Raw genomic sequence first — 18,806 nt, 5'->3', positions numbered from 1 at the left:
CGGTGCGTCCAGGGGCGGCTACGCGCCCTTCCGGCGGCTCCCGACGTCCAGGACTGCCCGGGCCACCGCGTCCGGGCGGTCCCGCATGACCAGGTGGCCCGACGGCTCGGCCGCCTCGTAGCGGGCGCCGAGCCGCCGGGCCAGGGCGCGCTGGCGCCGCTCCCAGCGGGCGGAGCCGTCGGGGGCGGCGAGGACGGTGACGGGGAGGCCGGGCGGGAGGGGGCGGTCCTCCCGCAGGGCGAGCAGCTCGGCGGCTACGGCCCCGTAGTGGGCGTTCTCCAGGAGGGTGCCGCGCAGCACGCGCGAGGTGCGGTAGACGCGGCGGACGAGGGCGGGGTCGGTACGGGCGAGGGCGGGGCCCGTACCGACGGGGGCGGGGTCGGTGTCGGTGCCCGGGGTCCCTCTCCGTACCGTTCCCGCCCGGACCGTGAGGTTCCGGACCGCCGGGCCGAGGGCCGCCGGGAGTCCGGCGGCGCAGAGGACGGCGCCGAGGAGGCGGGCGGGCGCGGTGGTGCGGGACGGCCGGGGGTCCTCCTCCACCGAGGAGTCGACGAGGACCAGGCCGGCGGTGCGGTCCGGGTGCAGCCGGGCGAAGGCCTCCGCGTGGAACCCGGCGATCGAGTGCCCGACGACGGTGGCGGGCCCCCGGTGGCCGAGCGCGTCGAGGACGGCCGCGATCCGGTCCGCCTCGCCCGCCGCCGTCGGCGGGACGGCCGCCGGGGCGGAGAGGCCGTGGCCGGGGCGGTCGAAGCGGACGACAGTGCGGTACGGGACGAGGTGCGGGACGACCGGGTCCCAGTCGAACCAGCTCATGCCGAGGCCGGCGCTCAGGACGCAGACGGGTCCCGAGCCCCCGGTCACCACGTGGTGGGGGACGCCCCCGATCCGTACGAAGGTCACCGCCGTCCCTCCCGGGCGTCCGTGGCGAGGGAGTACGCGAGGACGGCGAGCCACGCGGCCACCAGGAGGACCTGGAGCCGCTGTCCCGCGCCGAGCGCCCAGACGCCCTTCCCGGCCTCGAAGGCGGCGACGGCGGCGAGGGTCCAGGCGGTGGCGGCGAACTCCAGGGCGACCAGGGCCGGTCCGGTACGGGCGAGGGGGCCCCGGCGGTCGTGCCGGCGGGCGGCGACGGTCAGGGCGACCAGGGCGGCGAGCGCGCCCGTCATCGCCAGGGTCGAACTGACGGCGTGGGCCGCGTGGGTGGCGGGGACGAGCCCGGCGGTCTCGCGGGCCGCGCACACGGGGTCGACGGTCGGGGCGCAGCTGAGCGGCAGCCGGGAGTCGGCGACGGTGGCGGCCCCGAAGACGGCGAGGGCGATCCAGCCGCCGACGGCCCAGGGGTCGCGCCCGGCGGTACGGTCGCCGGGCCGCCTCCCCCACGTCCCCGCCAGGCCCGTCAGGGCTCCCGCGAGGACCAGGAGGCCGGCCGTGAGGTCGGTGGCGCGGAAGAGGCCGCCGAGGGGCTGGTCGGCGGCGGCCAGTTCGGAGACGTACGTCCGGACCGGGTCGAGACCGGTCCAGACGAGGACTTCGAGGACCCAGGCGGTGTACGCGAGCGCACCGAGGGCCAACAGGGCAGCGGCCGTTCGCGCGACACTCCTGGACATATGGGTTCGAACGCGGGGGCGGGGGCGGAGGTTCCCGGCGGGGGCCCGAACGAGTGGGGCGCGGGGGTGGGCGTGCGGCGGGCTCGCGGCGGGGCGTACTGCGATGCGGGGCGGGGGCGGGTCACGAACGCGCATCGCCCATGAAATGCCTGGCCAGGGCGGGTGCAGCCGGTTTAACGTCAGGTCTTCGGATCAGCTCGGAGGACCTCGTATGACCATGCCCGGACACACCCCCGGCCCGCCCGCCTGGGAACCGCCGCCGTTCCAGGCGCCGCCGCCCCAGAGCTCCGGGCTCGGAGTCGCCGCCCTCGTCGTCGGCATCGTGGGCCTGGTCTTCGGGATCGTCCCGTTCCTCTTCTGGCTCGGCGGGATCCTGGGGATCCTGGCCCTCGTCCTCGGCGTCGTCGGCCACGGGCGCGCCCGGCGCGGCGAGACGAACGACCGGGGGCAGGCGATCGCGGGCATCGTCCTCGGCTCTGTGACGATCGTCGTCGCGCTCGCCTGGCTGGTCGTCTTCGTCGTGGCGTTCGCGGCCGACCGCGCGGACGACGGGACGCACGGGCGGGGGGCGACGTCCTCCGCCGCGCCCGCCCCGGCGCCGGAGAGCACGCGGGAGAGCGTGCCGGAGCCCACCGAGACCGGTCCGGCGGTGCTGGCGTTCGGGAAGACCCACACGTACGACGACGGGGTGAAGGTCACCGTCTCCGAGCCCCTCCCCTACCGGCCCGACCGGTTCGCCGCCGGGTACGAGAAGGGCGACACCGCCGTCCGGGTGACCGTGACGATCGTCAACGGCAGCAAGAAGGTCATCGACGTCACCACGGCCCTGCCGGACGCGAGCGACGCGGAGGGGGCTGCGGCGGGGGCAATCTTCGACGGCAGCCGGGCGACCGAGATGTTCCAGGGCAAGGTGCTCCCGGGCAAGCAGACCAAGGGCGGCTTCGCCTTCTCGCTGCCGGCCGGCGCGGACGGGGAGATGCAGGTGGAACTGGCGCCGCAGCTCCTGGAGTACGAGCCGGTGATCTGGACCGGGCCCGTGAAGCGGGCCGGGTGAGGCGCGGTCACGTACAGGGGGCGGTCGCCGAGGGGCACCGCTCCCCGGCGATCGCGGCCGGGGGTCACAGCTCCCCCGGAGGCCGCTCCGTATCCGTGATCCCGTCCCCGGAACCCCGTATCCCAAGACATAGCGTCGGTCTGACGATTACACTGGCCGGGTGCCTCAACTACGCCTCGCCCTGAATCAGATCGACTCGACCGTCGGAGACATCGCCGGGAACGCCGAGGCGATCGTGCACTGGACCCGGCACGCCGCCGGGCAGGGCGCGCATCTCGTCGCGTTCCCCGAGATGGCGCTGACCGGATACCCCGTCGAGGACCTCGCGCTGCGCCCCTCCTTCGTGGAGGCGTCCCGGACGGCCCTGCGCGGGCTCGCCCGGCGCCTCGCGGAGGAGGGGTTCGGGGAGGTGCCGGTGGTCGTCGGCTACCTGGACCGCTCGGAGCGGGCGGAGCCCCGGCTCGGCCGGCCGGCCGGGTCGCCGGAGAACGCCGCCGCCGTGCTGTACGGGGGCGAGGTGGCGCTGCGGTTCGCCAAGCACCACCTGCCCAACTACGGCGTCTTCGACGAGTACCGCTACTTCGTGCGGGGCGACACGCTGCCCGTCGTCCGGATCCACGGGATCGACGTGGCCCTGGCGATCTGCGAGGACCTCTGGCAGGACGGCGGCCGGGTCCCGGCGGCGCGCGCCGCGCGGGCCGGGCTGCTCCTGTCGGTGAACGCCTCGCCGTACGAGCGGAACAAGGACGACACGCGCCTCGAACTGGTCCGGGCGCGGGCCCGGGAGGCCGGGTGCGTCACCGCGTACCTGGCGACGACCGGCGGCCAGGACGAGCTGGTCTTCGACGGCGACTCGATCGTGGTGGACGCGGAGGGCGAAGTCGTCGCGCGGGCCCCGCAGTTCGTCGAGGGCAGCGTGATCCTGGACCTGGACCTTCCCGCGTACGACCCGGACGCCCCGGAGGGGCCGGTCGGCGGGGACGGGCTGCGGATCGACCGGGTGGTGCTCTCGGAGAAGCCGCTGCCCGCGTACGAGCCGGAGCTGACGGGGGGTTACGCGCACCGGCTCGACGACGACGAGGAGGTGTACTCGGCGCTCGTCATCGGTCTGCGCGCCTACCTTGCGAAGAACGGTTTCCGCTCGGTCCTGGTCGGCCTGTCCGGCGGCATCGACTCCTCGCTCGTCGCCGCGATCGCCTGCGACGCGCTCGGCGCGGAGAACGTGTACGGGGTGTCGATGCCGTCCAGGTACTCCTCGGAGCACTCGCGCGGCGACGCGGCCGAGCTGGCCCGCAGGACCGGGCTGAACTACCGCACGGTGTCGATCGAGCCGATGTTCGACGCGTACATGGGGGCGCTCGGCCTCACCGGGCTCGCGGAGGAGAACCTCCAGGCCCGGCTGCGCGGCACGGCCCTGATGGCGCTCTCCAACCAGGAGGGGCACCTGGTCCTCGCGCCGGGCAACAAGTCCGAGCTGGCGGTGGGGTACTCGACGCTGTACGGCGACGCGGTCGGCGCGTTCGGGCCGATCAAGGACGTGTACAAGTCGGACGTCTTCCGGCTGGCGCGCTGGCGGAACCGGGCGGCCGAGGAGCGCGGCCAGACCCCGCCGATCCCGGAGAACTCGATCTCCAAGCCGCCCAGCGCCGAGCTGCGCCCGGGGCAGGTCGACACGGACTCGCTGCCGGACTACGAGGTCCTGGACGGCATCCTCGCCCTGTACGTGGACCGGGACCGGGGGCGGGACGAGATCGTGGCCGCCGGCTACGACGAGGAGCTGGTGACGCGGACGCTGCGGATGGTGGACACGGCGGAGTACAAGCGGCGCCAGTACCCGCCGGGCACCAAGATCTCGGCGAAGGGCTTCGGCAAGGACCGGCGCCTGCCGATCACGAACCGCTGGCGGGAGAGCCCGGCCGGCTGACGGCCGGGGCTTTACCGGCCCACTGTCGACACGCCGCGCGGTCGCTGATCCCACACACCAGTCGTTTCCCACCGAGAACCATCGGAGAGTAACTGGAATTTAATGCTCCGTCAGGCCGGGTCATAGCATCCCCTCAGGCAACGGCAGCGCTCCGCGCCGAACGTCGCACGCCCTCATGGCGTGCGGGCACACCGCAGCAGTCGTGGGCACCACCGGTCGGAAACCGGGGTCGCCCTGGATGGCTGGCTCGTTCCCACCGCTGAGGCACGCCCCTGCCGCGTGGCAGCGCGCTCGCTCGCGCCCATGCCCCGGGCCTCGGCCCGGGTATCCCGGTACAAGCATCGCGCGGAAGCCGGGACGTCTTGGGCACCTAGGAGGCCCTAGTCATGACGAACCATCAGCGGGAAATCGTCGTCACGGACGAGAACGGCGTCACGTTCCGACTCCCCCGCCTCCCTGAACCACTGCCCGACCTGGATCCCAAGGGAACGGGCCGGCTCCGTCGGGCCCTTCAGGACAATCCACGGGTGAACCTCGGCAAGGAGGCCATCGAGGCCGCCGCCGGTCTCTTCGCCGATCCGTCTCGCACCGCCCGCCTGGCCACGTACGCCGATGGACACGACGGCCTGAGCGTCCAGACGACGGGCTCCGCCACCCTGTACGTTCTGGAGGGCCTGGCTTTCGCGGACGCGCTGCTGCCCGTGCTGGGCAACCCGCGGATCGCCCACCTGACGCAGGCCGCGTCGATGCCCGGCTCGCACGCCCCGGCGGATTCGCCCCCTTCGGCCCCGCCCTCGTCGGGCATGTACGCGCCCGACGGCACGACCCCGTTGGCCCAGCTCCGCGTCTGCTACGACGGGGTCGAAGACGCGCGTCAGGTGATCCGTACAACGGTCAAGGAGACGCTGAAGCAGCCGGGGGCGGACTACAGCGACTCCATCCTGGTCAACGGGGTGATGACCCCGGTCGAGGCCGTGCTCGTGGAGGTGGCCTACGCCGACGGCAGTCCGTCGTCCGTCGTTCCGGCGTTGTACGACGGCACCTCCCGCTGCACCAGCGCGGCCAAGACCCGGCACGGACTCGGCGCACGCTCCGCCGAGAACCTTCGGGACGAGATCGCCGATTTCTTCTCGGACGCCCTCGCACTCAGCGTCCGCACGCGTCGTACGAGGTACGGCAAGTCCGCGCAGACCGTGAACGCGGCGCTGGAACGGAACAACCTGACCATGCCCGTCCTGCGGGAGCGGATGACACGGCTGGTGCCCGTCCGGCTCGTCGTCGGGGCGGAGTTCCCTCCCGGATCCACCGCGTCCACGCTGCCCGACGCCGTGGCTACGGCCCAGAGCGCCCGGCACATCAGCGTCAATCCGTGGAGCGAACCCGCCCAGGACCTGATGACAGCCGAGCGGATCGTCTCGCACCTGAAACGGCAGGGACTGGTGCCGGACGCCTTCGTCGACCTGGTCAACGAGGAGCCGCTCCGGGACACGGACATCGAGCAGCTCTTCGGCGCCGCCACCGCCCCCCTGGTGCGTTACCACCGGACGGACTGGGTGGATCCGCTGTGGCGGGCGGCGAAGATCACTCACACTCTGACCAGGCCGTCCGTGTTCGAGGAGGCCAAGCGCTTCGTCCGCTCCGACCGGGGACTGACCTCGGTGCGCACGGAGCGGTACGCGGGATACCTGGGCGTGGTGATCGACATGTCGTTCCGGTTCTACAAGCCCAAGACGACTCCGGTGGCACGCCGCGCGTGGCGGGACGGCGGCGTGCTCTCGCGGGACGTCTTCGGATCCTGGGAGCTGATCGTCGCCTCTGCCCAGGAACTGCGCGTGCGGGCGCTGAAGGACGACGCGGACGCCCGGCTCACCCTCCAGGTCCTGGCCGGGACGGCACTGATCGCCGACGGCCTGCTCACCCCCGACTCGGGCCTCAAGGTCTCCAGCGGCCGGGCTCCCTACCGCACCGCTCCCCCGCTGCTCCTCGACGAACTGCTGCGGGTGCCACGCGGGGTCCGGCAGGCCGAGGCGGTTCTGATCCACTTCGATCCGGATCAGCCCGGCGGTGTCGGCACCCATGCGAAGTACACCTATCCGCGCCTCGACCACCTGGGTCGGGCCGAGCGCGACGGCGCGGGCGTCACCGTCCTCACCGAAGCCGACCTGCACTGGCAGGCCGATCCGGAACGGTCTCTGCTGGAGTACACCTCCCGGGAACAGAGGAGGGCGGCCGAGTCCCGCCCGGAAACCCCGGTAGAACGCAACCGGCGCCGCCGGCAGGAACTGATCCGCTATCTCGGTGAGGCGCAGCGCACCCTCGACGATCTGCGGAGTCAGCAGGCGCAGTTCCCCGACGACCTGGGCGAGCACCCGCTGGGCCTGCGAGCGGACTGGAACCAGATCCGCCTGTCCGTCCGGGAACTGGACGACACGCTGATCGACGCACGGCCTCCCGCGGACCCCGCCCCTCTCCCGGATCCCGAGGAGGACTAGCGGCGCCACGCGTTCCGACGTGCCGTGATCGGGTGCGGGCCTACCCGGGCATGTCAGACGGTACGTTCCGGCTGAGCCGCCGCCGCTCCGTCGCCCCGGGCGACCACGCGGGAGGCCCCCTCCGGTGTGCGGCGGTCGAGCAGGCCCGCCGCCGTCGCGATCGTCAGGCCGACGGCGGTGAGGGCCGCGCCGACCAGGGTCGGGGAGGTCCAGCCCCAGCCGGCGGCGACGGCCGTGCCGCCCGCCCAGGCGCCGCCCGCGTTGGCGAGGTTGAAGGCGGAGTGGTTGGAGGCGGAGGCGAGCGTCGGGGCGTCCTTGGCCTTGTTCATGACCAGCATCTGGAGCGGGGTGGTGGTCATGAAGCCGACCGCGCCGAGGACGACGACCGTGACCAGGGCCAGCCAGGGCACGTGGACGGTGAAGCGGAAGGCGACCAGGGCGAGGACGAGGGCGGCGAGCGAGCCGTACAGGGTGGGGCGCAGGGCGCGGTCGGTCAGCGGGCCGGCGGCGAGCGCGCCGCCGGTCATGCCGAGGCCGAAGAGGGCGAGGACGAGCGTGACGGTGGAGTCGCCGAAGCCCATCACCTCGGTGGTCATCGAGGCGAGGTACGAGTAGACGGCGAAGACGCCCGCGAAGCCGAAGACGGCGGTGAGCAGGCCGAGCAGCACCTGCGGGCGGCCGAGGGCGCGCACCTCGCGGCCCAGGCCCCGGTGTCCTTCGGCGGGGATCGGCGGGACCAGGCGGGCGAGCGCGGCCATGGCGAGCAGGCCGATCGCGGAGACCACGAGGAAGGTGGCCCGCCAGCCGAGGTGCTGGCCGAGGAGGGTCGCGGCCGGGACGCCGAGGATGTTGGCGACGGTGAGGCCGAGGAACATGGTGGCCACCGCCCGCGCCTGCCGGCCCTCGCGGACGAGCCGGGCGGCGACGACCGCGCCGAGGCCGAAGAACGCGCCGTGCGGGAGGCCGGCGAGGACCCGGCCCGCGACGAGCCAGCCGAAGCCGGGGGCGAGCGCGGAGGCGAGGTTGCCGACCGTGAAGAGCGCCATGAGCAGCAGGAGCATCCGCTTGCGCGGGATCCGGGAGCCGAGGGCGGTGAGCAGCGGGGCGCCGACGACGACCCCGATCGCGTACGCCGAGACGAGGTGTCCGGCGGTGGGGACGGAGGTGCCGAGGTCCTCGGCGACCTGGGGCAGGAGGCCCATCATCACGAATTCGGTGGTGCCGATGCCGAAGGCGGAGACGGCCAGGGCGAACAACGCCAGGGGCATGGGAAAGGGGCCTTCCGGAAGCGGGGAGGGTCGGGGAGGGTCGGACGGGAACGCGGATTAGTTCTTCGTCTGAACAAATTGTCTCAGGCGACGTGTTCCCGGTGGCTTCCGGAGGGTGAAGGAGAGGTTTCGGCGCGGAACGGCGGGGTCAGAGCTTCACGCGGGCCGCGACCGGGAGGTGGTCGCTCCGCGTGGCGGGCAGCGTCCAGGAGGAGACCGGCTCGACGTTCTTCACCATGATCTGGTCGATGCGGGCCATCGGGAACGAGGCCGGCCAGCTGAACCCGAAGCCGTCGCCCGCCGCGCCCTGGGTGGAGCGCAGCTGCGAGGTGACGGCGTTGAGGGCGCGGTCGTTCATGGTGCCGTTGAGGTCGCCGAGGAGGACGATCCGCTCGTGCGGGTCGCGGGAGATGGCCTCGCCGAGCGCGTCGGCGCTGTTGTCGCGCTGGTTGGCGGTGAAGCCGGCGTTCATCCGGACCCGCACGGAGGGCAGGTGGGCGACGTACACGGCCACCTCGCCCCGCGGGGTCACCACGGAGGCGCGCATGGCGCGGGTCCAGCCCATGTGGATGTCGACGGGCTGCGCGGCGCGCAGCGGCAGCTTGCTCCAGAGGCCGACGGTGCCCTGGACGGAGTGGTACGGGTAGGCCTCGGCGAGGCCCTTCTCGTAGACCGGGACCATGTCGCCCTTGAGCTCCTCCAGGGCGAGCACGTCGACGCCGGAGGCGGCCAGCTGCCGGGCGGCGCCCTCGGGGTCGGGGTTCTCGGCGTTCACGTTGTGGGTGGCGACGGTCAGGTCGCCGCCGGCGGCCGACTTGTCGGCGACGAGCCCGCCGAAGAGGTTGAGCCACACCACGGCCGGAAGGAGCAGGGCGATCAGCGCGGTGGCGGACCGGCGCAGCAGGGCGAGGACGAGCAGGAGCGGCACGAAGAGGCCGAACCAGGGCAGGAAGGTCTCGGTGAGGCTGCCCAGGTTGCCGATCCGGTTGGGGATGTCGGCGTGGAAGACCATGACGAGGGTGAGCGCCACGGCGGCCAGGGCGATCAGGACGCCCCGGCGCCAGATCCCCCGGTCGCGGCGGAGCCGGTCGAGGGCGGTCCGGAACCGGGAACGGGGACGCTCGCCGTTCACGTCGCCGTACTCGGTCCCCGTCGTGTCCACCCGCGTCATCGCTGCCCTCACTGCCTTGCCGCCGTGCCGTCTCGCCTGTCCGCCGTGCCCCGACCTCGACACTAGGCGATGAGGGGACGGCCGTACTCCCCCAGGGACGACACGGCACGCGTGGCGGGTTCCTGCGGGGGTGCGGAGGCGGGGCGGCTGTGACAGAACGCTCACATTCGCCCCGGTCCGCGCCCCGTGTCAGGTACGGGGGCGCAGGCCGTCCAGGACGGTGTCGACGACCCGCTCGGCGAGGCCGGGCTCCAGGGTGGAGCCGGGGCGGACGACGGTGCGCAGCAGCAGGGGGCCGGTGAGGAGGTCGTTGACGAACTCGACGTCGAGGTCGTCGCGGATCTCGCCCCGCTCCATGCCGCGCCGCACCGCGTCCAGGCCGAGGCGGCGGCGCGGTTCGATGACGGTGAGCTGATAGGCGTCCCACAGCTTGGGATAGAGCTGCATCTGCGAGAAGACGGTGTGGAGCAGGGCGGAGGACCGCTTGGCGAGGCCGCGCTGCCGCAGGGCCTCCAGGAGCGCCACGAGGTCGTCCCGGGCCGAGGTGCCGGGCAGCACCGGGTCCGGGGGCTCCAGGGAGCGCAGGAGGTCGACGAAGAGGTCCTCCTTGCCGGACCAGCGGCGGTAGATGGTGGCCTTGCCGACCCCGGCGGTACGGGCGATCCGCTCGACGGACAGCTCGGTCAGCGGCACCCCCTCGTCCAGGAGCCCCCCGACCGCCTCGAAGATCGCCTGCTCGACGGCCTCGGACCGGGGCCGGCCCCGGCGGCGTGCCGTCGCCCCGGGGCCGGGGGGCGGTGCCGTCCCGGGGCCGGGAGGCGGCGGGGAGCAGGGGCCGGGAGGCGGCGTCGTCCCGGCGTCCGGCCCCCCGCCGGGGCCGGTCCCTTCGGCGTCGGGGGCCGGGGTCTCGCCGTTCTGGAGCGACACGTGCGTTCCGCCTCTCGTCCGGGGCTGCGGGCTACCGTCGGGCCGATTCTCCCGTCCCGGCGGCGGACGCCGGTACCGAGGCCGCCGGGCGGGCGGCGGGGACGCCGGAGGCCCGCGTACCGGCTTCCGGCGTCCCCGCGCCCGGGTCCGCGTCCGGCGCGCCCGCTTCCGGGGCCGCCGGAGCGCGGCCCGGCAGGAACGCGGCGACGACCACCGCGCCGACCAGGGCGATCGCGGCCGAGGCGATCGCCGTGACGTGCATGGCGTCCAGGAAGGCCTGGTAGGCGGGGGCCACCAGGTCCCGGCCCGCCGGGCCGAGCTTCTCGGCGACCGCGAGCGTCGCCTCGACGGACTCGCCCGCCGTGGCCCGCAGCGCCGCCGGAACCCCGCCCAGGTGCCCCTCGATCTCGCCCCGGTAGACGGAGGAGAGGACCGAGCCGAGGACGGCCACGCCGAGCGCGCCGCCGACCTGCCGGAAGGTGTTGTTGATCGCCGAGCCGGAGCCCGCCTTCTCGCGGGGCAGCGCCTGCATGATCGCGACCGTGACCGGCGGCATGATGTGCGCCATGCCCGCACCCTGGAGGAAGAAGACGACTTCGAGGACCCAGACCGGGGTCGAGGCGTCGAAGAGGGCGAAGGCGGCGAGGCCGAGGGCGACGAGCAGCATTCCGGCGGCGCACACGACCCGGGCGCCGAGGCGCTCCACGACGAGCCGGGCCCGGGGCGCGAACGCCATCTGCGCGACGGCCAGCGGCAGCAGGAGCAGTCCGGACTGCAGGGCGCTGTAGCCGCGCACGCTCTGGAGGTAGAAGGCCGAGAAGAAGGTCACGCCCATGAGGGCGAAGAAGACGAGCGCGATCGCGGCGACGGCGGCCGAGAACGCGGGCTTCTTGAAGTACGCCATGTCGATGGCCGGGTGGTCGCTGCGCCGCTCGTGCAGGACGAAGCCGACGAGGACCACGAGGCCGCCGAGGACCGGGGCGAGGACGGTGACGTCGGTGAAGTCCGCCAGCTCGCCGCCCCGGATGATCCCGTACACGAGGAGGACGAGGCCGACGACGGAGAGCAGCACGCCGGGCACGTCGACGCGGCCGGGCCTCGGGTCCCGGGAGTCGGGCACGAGCCGGACCATCAGGACCAGGGCGAGGAGCACGACGGGCACGTTGACGAGGAAGATCGATCCCCACCAGAAGTGTTCGAGCAGGAGGCCGCCGGTGATGGGGCCGATCGCGATGGCGAGGCCGACGCCGCCGGCCCAGATGCCGATGGCCTTGGGCTGCTCGTCGCGCTCGAAGACGTTCATGAGGACGGCGAGGGTCGCGGGCATCACGAAGGCGGCGCCGAGGCCCATGACGGCCCGGAAGGCGATCAGCTCGCCCGGGGAGCCGGAGAACGCGGCGAGGGCGGAGCCGATGCCGAAGACGGTGATGCCGAAGAGCAGCACCTTCTTGCGGCCGAGGCGGTCGCCGAGCAGGCCGGAGGTGAAGAGGAGCCCGGCGAAGACGAGCGTGTAGGAGTTGATGGCCCACTCCAGCTCGCTCTGGGTGGCGCCGAGGCCGGTGGGGGCGGGGGCGGCGATCGTCCTGACGGCCACGTTCAGGATCGAGTTGTCGAGGACGACGATCAGCAGGCTGAGCATGAGGACGCCGAGGATCGCCCAGCGGCGCCGGTGGACGGCCTCGGGGACGCGGGGCCCGGCGGGGGCGGAGGGTGCGGGGGACGGCTGTGACATGCCGACCAGCGTAGGCCCATTTCGATACGAGACCGTCTCGTATCGAAAAAGCTGGACGAGTCTTTACGTTCCCGCCGGGCCGCTTCCGGCTCACTGCTTCCTGCCGGTCTCGTCCGGCCGACCGCGTCCGGCCGATCACTTCCGGCCGATCGCTTCCGCTCGGAGCCGGTGCCCGCCCCACCGCGCCCGGCAGCCCCGGCCCGTTGCCGTCTCCGCGGCGCTTCACACATTGCGGCGGTGTGAACAGCGCCACTCCGGCCCACTTTCCCGTCCGCCCGCCGAAGTGCCACCATGGATGTGGTCCGGGGACGCCGTGAGGGCGCCTCGAGATGACAAGAGGAGCCGTTCACCATGACGCTTCAGGCTGCCCAGAAGCCGCCCGCCGCCGGTGGCGACAGCACCAAGTCGCTCTACGGGGGCACGGGCACCCGCCGCATCACCGTCCACGACATCGCCGCCGCCAAGGCCCGCGGCGAGAAGTGGCCCATGCTCACCGCCTACGACGCGATGACCGCCTCCGTCTTCGACGAGGCCGGGATCCCCGTCATCCTCGTCGGCGACTCGATGGGCAACTGTCACCTCGGCTACGACACCACCGTGCCCGTCACGATGGACGAGATGACCCTGCTCTCCGCCGCCGTCGTCCGGGGCACCAGGCGGGCCCTCGTCGTCGGCGACCTCCCCTTCGGCTCGTACCAGGAGGGGCCCGTCCAGGCCCTGCGCAACGCCACCCGGCTCGTCAAGGACGCCGGCGTCGGCGCGATCAAGCTGGAGGGCGGCGAGCGCTCGCTGCCGCAGACCGAGCTGCTCGTCCAGGCCGGCATCCCCGTCATGTCCCACCTGGGCCTGACCCCGCAGTCCGTGAACACCATGGGCTACCGGGTGCAGGGCCGCTCCGACGAGGCCGCCCACCGGCTGCTCCGCGACGCCAAGGCCGCGCAGGACGCGGGCGCGTTCGCGGTCGTCCTGGAGCTCGTGCCGGCCGAGCTGGCCGCCGAGGTCACCCGCTCGCTGCACATCCCCACCATCGGCATCGGCGCGGGCGCCGGGACCGACGCCCAGGTCCTCGTCTGGACCGACATGGCCGGTCTGACCGGCGGCAAGGTGCCGCGCTTCACCAAGCAGTACGCCAACCTCCGCGAGACGCTCGGCGACGCCGCGCGCGCCTTCGCCGAGGACGTCTCCGGCGGGGCGTTCCCCGCCGAGGAGCACACCTTCCACTGATCCCGGAGGATCCCGGAAGATCCCGGAAGGCCCCTCGCAGAGGGTCCCGAGAAGCCACTGCGGCACCTCCGACAGCCCGCCGACATCCCCCATCGGCGGGCTGTCGGCCGTCTGTCGGAGCGTTGTCGGTGGTGCCTGGTCTAGTAGGGGCCATGACGCGATCACACACCAACGCCGTCGAGGTACGGGGCCTCGTGAAGCACTTCGGCGAGACGAAGGCCCTCGACGGGGTCGACCTGGACGTCCGGGAGGGCACGGTCCTCGGGGTCCTCGGGCCCAACGGCGCCGGGAAGACCACCCTCGTCCGCTGTCTCTCCACCCTCATCGTCCCGGACGCCGGGACCGCCACCGTCGCCGGTTACGACGTGGTGCGCCAGCCCCGGCAGCTGCGCCGCACCATCGGCCTCACCGGCCAGTACGCCTCGGTCGACGAGAAGCTGTCCGGCTGGGAGAACCTCTACATGATCGGGCGGCTGCTCGACCTCTCCCGCAAGGACTCCCGGGCCCGCGCCGACGAGCTCCTGGAGCGCTTCTCGCTCACCGAGGCCGCCAAGCGGCCCGCGATGAACTACTCGGGCGGAATGCGCCGGCGGCTCGACCTGGCCGCCTCGATGATCGGGAACCCTGCCGTCCTCTACCTGGACGAGCCGACGACCGGCCTCGACCCCCGCACCCGCAACGAGGTCTGGGACGAGGTGAAGCGAATGGTCGCCGAGGGCGCCACCGTCCTGCTCACCACCCAGTACATGGAGGAGGCGGAGCAGCTCGCGAGCGAGCTGACCGTCATCGACCGCGGCAAGGTCATCGCCAACGGCAAGGTCGACGACCTGAAGGCCCGGGTCGGCGGCCGCACCCTGAAGGTGCGCCCGGTGGACCCGGCCGACCTGACCGCGATGGCCGCCGCGCTGCGCGAGACCGGTCTCGACGGGGTCGCCGGCGCGACCGTCGTCCCCGACGAGGGCGCGCTGTACGTGCCGATCCTCGCCGACGAGCAGCTGACCGCCGTCGTGGGCCTGCTCGGCGCGCGCGGCTTCGGCATCGCCCACATCGGCACCCACCTGCCCAGCCTGGACGAGGTGTTCCTGGCGATCACCGGCCAGAAGACGACCGTGTCCGACGCGCTTCCCGAGGAGGTCGCCGCATGAGCACCGCCACCACGACCACACCGCTCTCCAAGACCCCCGTCGGCGCCCCGGACCCGGGCGCGGGCCCGGCGCGGGCGCTGCCCGGCGAGGGCCGGATCGGCCTGCGGGCCAACCTCCGCCACATCGGCGCCCTGGCCCGGCGCAACGCCCTCCAGATCAAGCAGGACCCGGAGTCGATGTTCGACGCCGTCCTGATGCCGATCATCTTCATCCTGCTGTTCGTGTACGTCTTCGGCGGCGCGATCGCCGGCAAGGGCAACAACGACGCGTACGTGAACTACGTGACGCCCGGCCTGATGGCGATGATGGGCATGAACATCGCCATGGCCGTCGGCACCGGGATGAACGAGGACTTCAAGAAGGGGGTCATGGACCGGTTCCGGACGATGCCGATCGCCCGGTCCTCCGTCCTGATCGCCAAGATCGTCGTCGAGGTCGGCCGGATGCTGATCGCCACCGCGATCCTGCTCGGCATGGGCTTCCTGCTCGGCATGGAGATCAAGACCTCGGTCCTCGACCTCTTCGCCGCGATCGGCCTGTCGATGGTCTTCGGCGCCTCGCTGATGTGGATCTTCATCCTGCTCGGCCTCACCATGAAGACGAGCCAGGCCGTCCAGGGCGTCGCGATGCTGGTCCTGATGCCGCTCCAGTTCGGCTCCTCGATCTTCGCCCCGCCGACCTCGATGCCGGGCTGGCTGGAGACCTTCACCGACTACAACCCGCTCTCGAACCTCGCCGACGCCGCGCGGAACCTCGTCAACGGCGGTCCGGTCGCCCACTCGGTGTGGATGACCCTCGGCTGGTCGGTGCTGATCACGGTCGTCACGGCGCCGATCGCGGTCGCCAAGTTCCGCAAGAAGACCTGAGTCGCGGACACCCCCGGGGGGTTCAGGACTCGGCGCGCTCTCTGATCGCGTCGGCGGCGCGACCGAGCAGGGCGGCGGCCTCTTCGAAGGAGAGGCCGTCGCCCTCGGCGCGTGCCGCCGCGAACTCCTCGTCGCCGAGCACGGACCGGGCGAGGGCGGTGGCCCGCTCCAGTTGTTCCCGCTCGGTCGGCGGCGGCCGGTGCTCCGGCGGGAGCAGCCCGTCCCTGGCGCCGAGCAGCACGGCGGCGGTCCGCGCCTCCGGTCCGCCGGTTCCGGCCAGGGCCCAGGCGGCGACGATCAGGTGGACCGCCGGCATCTGCGGGCCGATCATCAGCGACAGCGGGCTCAGGGAGTACGCGTACGCCTTCGCGGCGAGGGCGAACCCGGAGGCGTACCGGCCGTCGAGGACGTCCAGCCAGCCCAGGCCGCCGAGGGCGAAGCCCTCGAAGAGGGCGAGGGCCTCCGAGTCGAACTCCCGCAGCAGCGCCCGGAGGTGCTCGCGGGCCTCGGCGGTGCGTCCGCCGCGGCCGAGCACCGTCGCGAGGATCATGCGGGCGCCGAGCCGGGGTTCGTGCCCCAGGCCGTGGTCGCCGTCCAGGATCTCGCGCAGGATCGCCTCGCCCTCGGCGAACCGTCCCATCTCGACGAGGACGCCGGCGTACCGGGCGCGCAGGAGCAGCACCTGCGCCTGGGCGCCGATCCGTTCGGCACAGCCGATGGCGGCGGTGAAGTCCGCGGCCGCCTCCGCGAACTCCAGGCGCCGTTCCCGGGCCTCGGCCCGGGAGGAGAACGCCTCGGCCGCGCCCCAGGCGTCACCGAGCCGGACGAAGGTCTCCAGGCTCTCGTCGGCGTCGGCGATCGCCTCGGCGGCCCGGTCGCTCCGGTTGGCGAGCATGTTGGCGCGCAGCTGGAGCACGTTGGCGAGGTCCCAGTCGTAGCCGTAGCGGCGGCAGGCGTCGACGGTGGTGTCGAGCCGCTCGCCGAGCCGGCCGGCCTCGCCGATGAGGAGGACCGCGAAGACGGCGAAGGTGCCGGGCAGCCGGCAGGACTGGGGCAGGCCGGGGTCGTATTCGGCGGTCATCTCGCGCAGCCGCCGCACGCCCTCGGGGGTGGTCCAGCGGCCGGTCTCGTGGCTCATGTTGATCAGTTCGACGAGCCGCACTCCGCGCCGGGCCTCCCAACGCTGTTCCTCGGAGAGCGGCGGCGGCGCGGCCGTGCACGGCTCGTGGAGGGGGACGACGGGGGCGGCGGGCGGCGCGAACGGGTCGGGGCCGAGGGCCGCGGTGGCCTCGGCCCAGTGCAGGGCGTCGGTGCGCAGGTCGCGCATCTGCCAGTACCAGAGCAGGGAGTGGACGAGGACGAGGGCCTCGTCCTCGTCGCGGGCGTCGACGGCCCGGCGCAGGGCGGTGCGGAGGTTGCCGTACTCGGTCCCGAAGCGGGCGATGGCGGCGAGCTGCCCGGACCCGCGCAGCTCCGGATCCGTACGCCGGGCCAACTCCCGGTAGTACACCAGATGCCGGCGCTCCACCCCCGCCCGCTCCCCCGCCTCCGCAAGCCGCTCCCGCGCATACTCCGCCACCGTCTCAAGCAGCCGGTACCGCATCCCCCCGTCCACCGGACCCGCCACCACCAACGACTTGTCCACCAACGCCCCAAGCACGTCCAGCACATCCGGACCCGCCCCGTCCGCACACACCGCCTCCGCCGCCGCCAGATCACACCCACCCGCGAACACCGCAAGCCGCCGCAACACCACCCGCTCCGGCTCATCGAGCAGCTCCCACGACCAGTCCACCACCGCCCGCAACGTCTGCTGACGCGGCAACACCGTCCGCGCCCCCGCCGTCAACAAACGAAAACGATCGTCCAGCCGCTCCGCCACCTGCCGCACCGACAACATCCGCAACCGCGCCGCCGCCAACTCGATCGCCAACGGCAACCCGTCCAACCGCCGGCACACCTCCTCCGCCGCCACCGGATCCTCCCCCACCGAAAACCCCGGCCGCGCCGCCGCACCCCGCTCCCCCAACAACCGCAACGCCACCCCCACCGGCAACGGACCCAACGGCCGCACCACCTCCCCCGGCACCCCCAACGGCTCCCGACTCGTGGCCAGGACCCGCAGCTCCGGGCAGCGGGCGAGGAGGGCCTCGGCCAGTTCGGCGGCGGCGCCGATCACGTGCTCGCAGTTGTCGAGGACCAGCAGCATCCGGCGTCCGGCGCAGTGCTCCACGATCCGGGCGAGGAGGTCGTTCCCGGTGCGCAGTTCCTCGGCCCCCGCGCCGCGCAGGACGGTCTCGCGGGCGCCGACGGCCGCGAGGACGGCCTCGGGCACGGCCTCCGGGCTGGTGACGGGGGCGAGTTCGGCGACCCAGACGCCGTCGGGCCAGGCCTCGGCGCCGCGCTCGGCGGCCTCCTGCGAGAGGCGGGTCTTCCCGGCGCCGCCGGGGCCGAGCAGGGTGACGAGCCGGGCCGCCCGCAGGTCCTCCCGGAGGGCGGCGATCTCCTCGTCGCGGCCGACGAAGCTGGTGAGCCGCGCGCGCAGGTTCCCGGGGACGGGGGCGGGGGCGGGGGCGGGGACGGGCTCCGGTTCCGCCGCCGTCGGCGCCGTCGCCGTCGTCGGCACCTCCCCGGCGAGCAGTTCCGCGTGGAGGGCGCGCAGGGCCGGGGACGGGTCGGTGCCGAGGCGTTCGGCGAGGACGCGGCGGACCGACTCGTACGCCGCCAGGGCCTCGGCGGCCCGGCCCGTGTCGCGCAGGGCGCGGATCCGCAGGGCCTGGAGGGGTTCGTCCAGCGGGTGGGCCTCGCAGAGGGCGGTCAGTTCGGGGAGGGCGGCGGGGGCCTCGCCGAGGGCGAGGGCGGCGTCGAGCCGGGCGCGGCGGGCGTCGAGGCGGCGGGCCTCCCGGCGGGCGGCCTCGGCGGCCCGGTCCGGGAGGTCGGCGAGGGCCGGGCCGCGCCAGAGCCCGAGGGCCTCGTCCAGCAGGACGGCAGCCCGCCCCGCGTCCCCGGCCGCGAGGACGGCGGACCCCTCGGCGGCGAGCCGTTCGAAGCGGTACAGGTCGACGTCCTCGGGCCGGGCGTCGAGCCGGTAGCCGCCCTCGGCGGAGACCACCCGCTCCCGGCCGAGGGCCCTGCGCAGCCGCCCGACCAGGGCCTGGAGCGCGGCGACCGCGTCGGCGGGCGGCTCGTCGCCGTACCAGATCTCGTCCACGAGTTCCCGTACGGGCACGGGGCGGCCCGCCCGCAGGACGAGGACGGTGAGCAGCGCGCGGACCCGGGGGCCGCCGACGGTCACGTCGGTGCCGTCGGACGCGTGGACGAGGGTGGGGCCGAGAACGGAGTAGCGCACGGGCCCATTCTCCGCGAGCGCCCGCCCCCCGCTCCCGGCGGGGAGCC

Annotated in this window: 13 protein-coding genes; 6 read left to right on the top strand and 7 right to left on the bottom strand. The window is 73.7% G+C overall.

Annotated elements, in window-relative coordinates; all coding sequences use genetic code 11:
* Nucleotides 1–18: 18 nt before the first annotated feature.
* Complete coding sequence (locus ACIQVI_RS10650) at nt 19–900, bottom strand: alpha/beta fold hydrolase (protein WP_403593688.1); 882 nt, start codon at nt 898–900, stop codon at nt 19–21.
* Nucleotides 897–1,607, bottom strand: a complete 711-nt coding sequence (locus ACIQVI_RS10645) for a DUF998 domain-containing protein (protein ID WP_403593685.1) — start codon at nt 1,605–1,607, stop codon at nt 897–899. Before ACIQVI_RS10645 ends, ACIQVI_RS10650 begins: the two co-directional genes overlap by 4 nt.
* A gap of 211 nt (nt 1,608–1,818) precedes the next feature.
* On the opposite strand from ACIQVI_RS10645, the gene ACIQVI_RS10640 reads away from it, so the two are divergent.
* The 3 genes from ACIQVI_RS10640 to ACIQVI_RS10630 all read left to right on the top strand — a co-directional run bounded on the left by ACIQVI_RS10640 (nt 1,819) and on the right by ACIQVI_RS10630 (nt 7,077).
* Nucleotides 1,819–2,661, top strand: coding sequence for a DUF4190 domain-containing protein (locus tag ACIQVI_RS10640; RefSeq protein WP_403593682.1), 843 nt, complete (start codon nt 1,819–1,821; stop codon nt 2,659–2,661).
* Between the two features lie 160 nt (nt 2,662–2,821).
* Nucleotides 2,822–4,585 carry an NAD+ synthase gene (locus ACIQVI_RS10635; RefSeq protein WP_403593679.1) on the top strand — a complete coding sequence of 588 codons (1,764 nt, stop codon included), beginning with the start codon at nt 2,822–2,824 and terminating at the stop codon, nt 4,583–4,585.
* A gap of 527 nt (nt 4,586–5,112) precedes the next feature.
* A complete protein-coding gene (locus tag ACIQVI_RS10630) occupies nt 5,113–7,077 on the top strand; it encodes a hypothetical protein (RefSeq protein WP_403593677.1) in 1,965 nt (654 codons plus the stop codon).
* 53 nt (nt 7,078–7,130) lie between these two features.
* Here the strand turns inward: ACIQVI_RS10630 and ACIQVI_RS10625 are convergent, their stop codons facing one another.
* The 4 genes from ACIQVI_RS10625 to ACIQVI_RS10610 all read right to left on the bottom strand — a co-directional run bounded on the left by ACIQVI_RS10625 (nt 7,131) and on the right by ACIQVI_RS10610 (nt 12,175).
* Nucleotides 7,131–8,345: an MFS transporter gene (locus tag ACIQVI_RS10625; RefSeq protein ID WP_403593674.1), complete on the bottom strand. Its 1,215-nt coding sequence runs from the start codon at nt 8,343–8,345 to the stop codon at nt 7,131–7,133.
* Nucleotides 8,346–8,493: 148 nt separating this feature from the next.
* The gene (locus ACIQVI_RS10620; protein WP_403593671.1) at nt 8,494–9,516 is read right to left on the bottom strand and encodes an endonuclease/exonuclease/phosphatase family protein; all 1,023 of its coding nucleotides are present in this window, start codon (nt 9,514–9,516) and stop codon (nt 8,494–8,496) included.
* A gap of 189 nt (nt 9,517–9,705) precedes the next feature.
* A complete protein-coding gene (locus ACIQVI_RS10615) occupies nt 9,706–10,443 on the bottom strand; it encodes a TetR/AcrR family transcriptional regulator (protein WP_403593668.1) in 738 nt (245 codons plus the stop codon).
* Nucleotides 10,444–10,474: 31 nt separating this feature from the next.
* Entirely contained in the window at nt 10,475–12,175 is a 1,701-nt protein-coding gene (locus tag ACIQVI_RS10610) for an MFS transporter (RefSeq protein WP_403593665.1), read from the bottom strand.
* A 351-nt stretch (nt 12,176–12,526) separates the two neighbouring features.
* Between ACIQVI_RS10610 and panB the strand changes: the two genes are divergently transcribed.
* From panB to ACIQVI_RS10595, 3 genes are all read left to right on the top strand, one after another.
* On the top strand, nt 12,527–13,399 hold the full coding sequence (gene panB / locus ACIQVI_RS10605) for a 3-methyl-2-oxobutanoate hydroxymethyltransferase (protein WP_121831434.1): 873 nt from the start codon (nt 12,527–12,529) through the stop codon (nt 13,397–13,399).
* A 152-nt stretch (nt 13,400–13,551) separates the two neighbouring features.
* Nucleotides 13,552–14,544: an ATP-binding cassette domain-containing protein gene (locus tag ACIQVI_RS10600; RefSeq protein WP_121831433.1), complete on the top strand. Its 993-nt coding sequence runs from the start codon at nt 13,552–13,554 to the stop codon at nt 14,542–14,544.
* On the top strand, nt 14,541–15,410 hold the full coding sequence (locus ACIQVI_RS10595; protein WP_121831432.1) for an ABC transporter permease: 870 nt from the start codon (nt 14,541–14,543) through the stop codon (nt 15,408–15,410). Before ACIQVI_RS10600 ends, ACIQVI_RS10595 begins: the two co-directional genes overlap by 4 nt.
* A gap of 22 nt (nt 15,411–15,432) precedes the next feature.
* On the opposite strand, the gene ACIQVI_RS10590 is transcribed toward ACIQVI_RS10595, so the two are convergent.
* Entirely contained in the window at nt 15,433–18,759 is a 3,327-nt protein-coding gene (locus ACIQVI_RS10590; protein ID WP_403593660.1) for a BTAD domain-containing putative transcriptional regulator, read from the bottom strand.
* Nucleotides 18,760–18,806 lie beyond the last annotated feature (47 nt).

This window comes from Streptomyces sp. NPDC098101 (genome assembly GCF_044760185.1).
GTDB lineage: Bacteria > Actinomycetota > Actinomycetes > Streptomycetales > Streptomycetaceae > Streptomyces.
Note: the sequence above shows the minus strand (reverse complement) of the source record. Positions and strands in the feature narration are given on the sequence as shown.

What these genes read in the sequence shown, in the direction of transcription:
- ACIQVI_RS10625 (WP_403593674.1), bottom strand. Translation starts at nt 8,345, where the DNA reads ATGCCCCTGGCGTTGTTCGCCCTGGCCGTCTCCGCCTTCGGCATCGGC.
- ACIQVI_RS10645 (WP_403593685.1), bottom strand. Translation starts at nt 1,607, where the DNA reads ATGTCCAGGAGTGTCGCGCGAACGGCCGCTGCCCTGTTGGCCCTCGGT.
- panB (WP_121831434.1), top strand. Translation starts at nt 12,527, where the DNA reads ATGACGCTTCAGGCTGCCCAGAAGCCGCCCGCCGCCGGTGGCGACAGC.
- ACIQVI_RS10610 (WP_403593665.1), bottom strand. Translation starts at nt 12,175, where the DNA reads ATGTCACAGCCGTCCCCCGCACCCTCCGCCCCCGCCGGGCCCCGCGTC.
- ACIQVI_RS10600 (WP_121831433.1), top strand. Translation starts at nt 13,552, where the DNA reads ATGACGCGATCACACACCAACGCCGTCGAGGTACGGGGCCTCGTGAAG.
- ACIQVI_RS10640 (WP_403593682.1), top strand. Translation starts at nt 1,819, where the DNA reads ATGACCATGCCCGGACACACCCCCGGCCCGCCCGCCTGGGAACCGCCG.
- ACIQVI_RS10620 (WP_403593671.1), bottom strand. Translation starts at nt 9,516, where the DNA reads ATGACGCGGGTGGACACGACGGGGACCGAGTACGGCGACGTGAACGGC.
- ACIQVI_RS10595 (WP_121831432.1), top strand. Translation starts at nt 14,541, where the DNA reads ATGAGCACCGCCACCACGACCACACCGCTCTCCAAGACCCCCGTCGGC.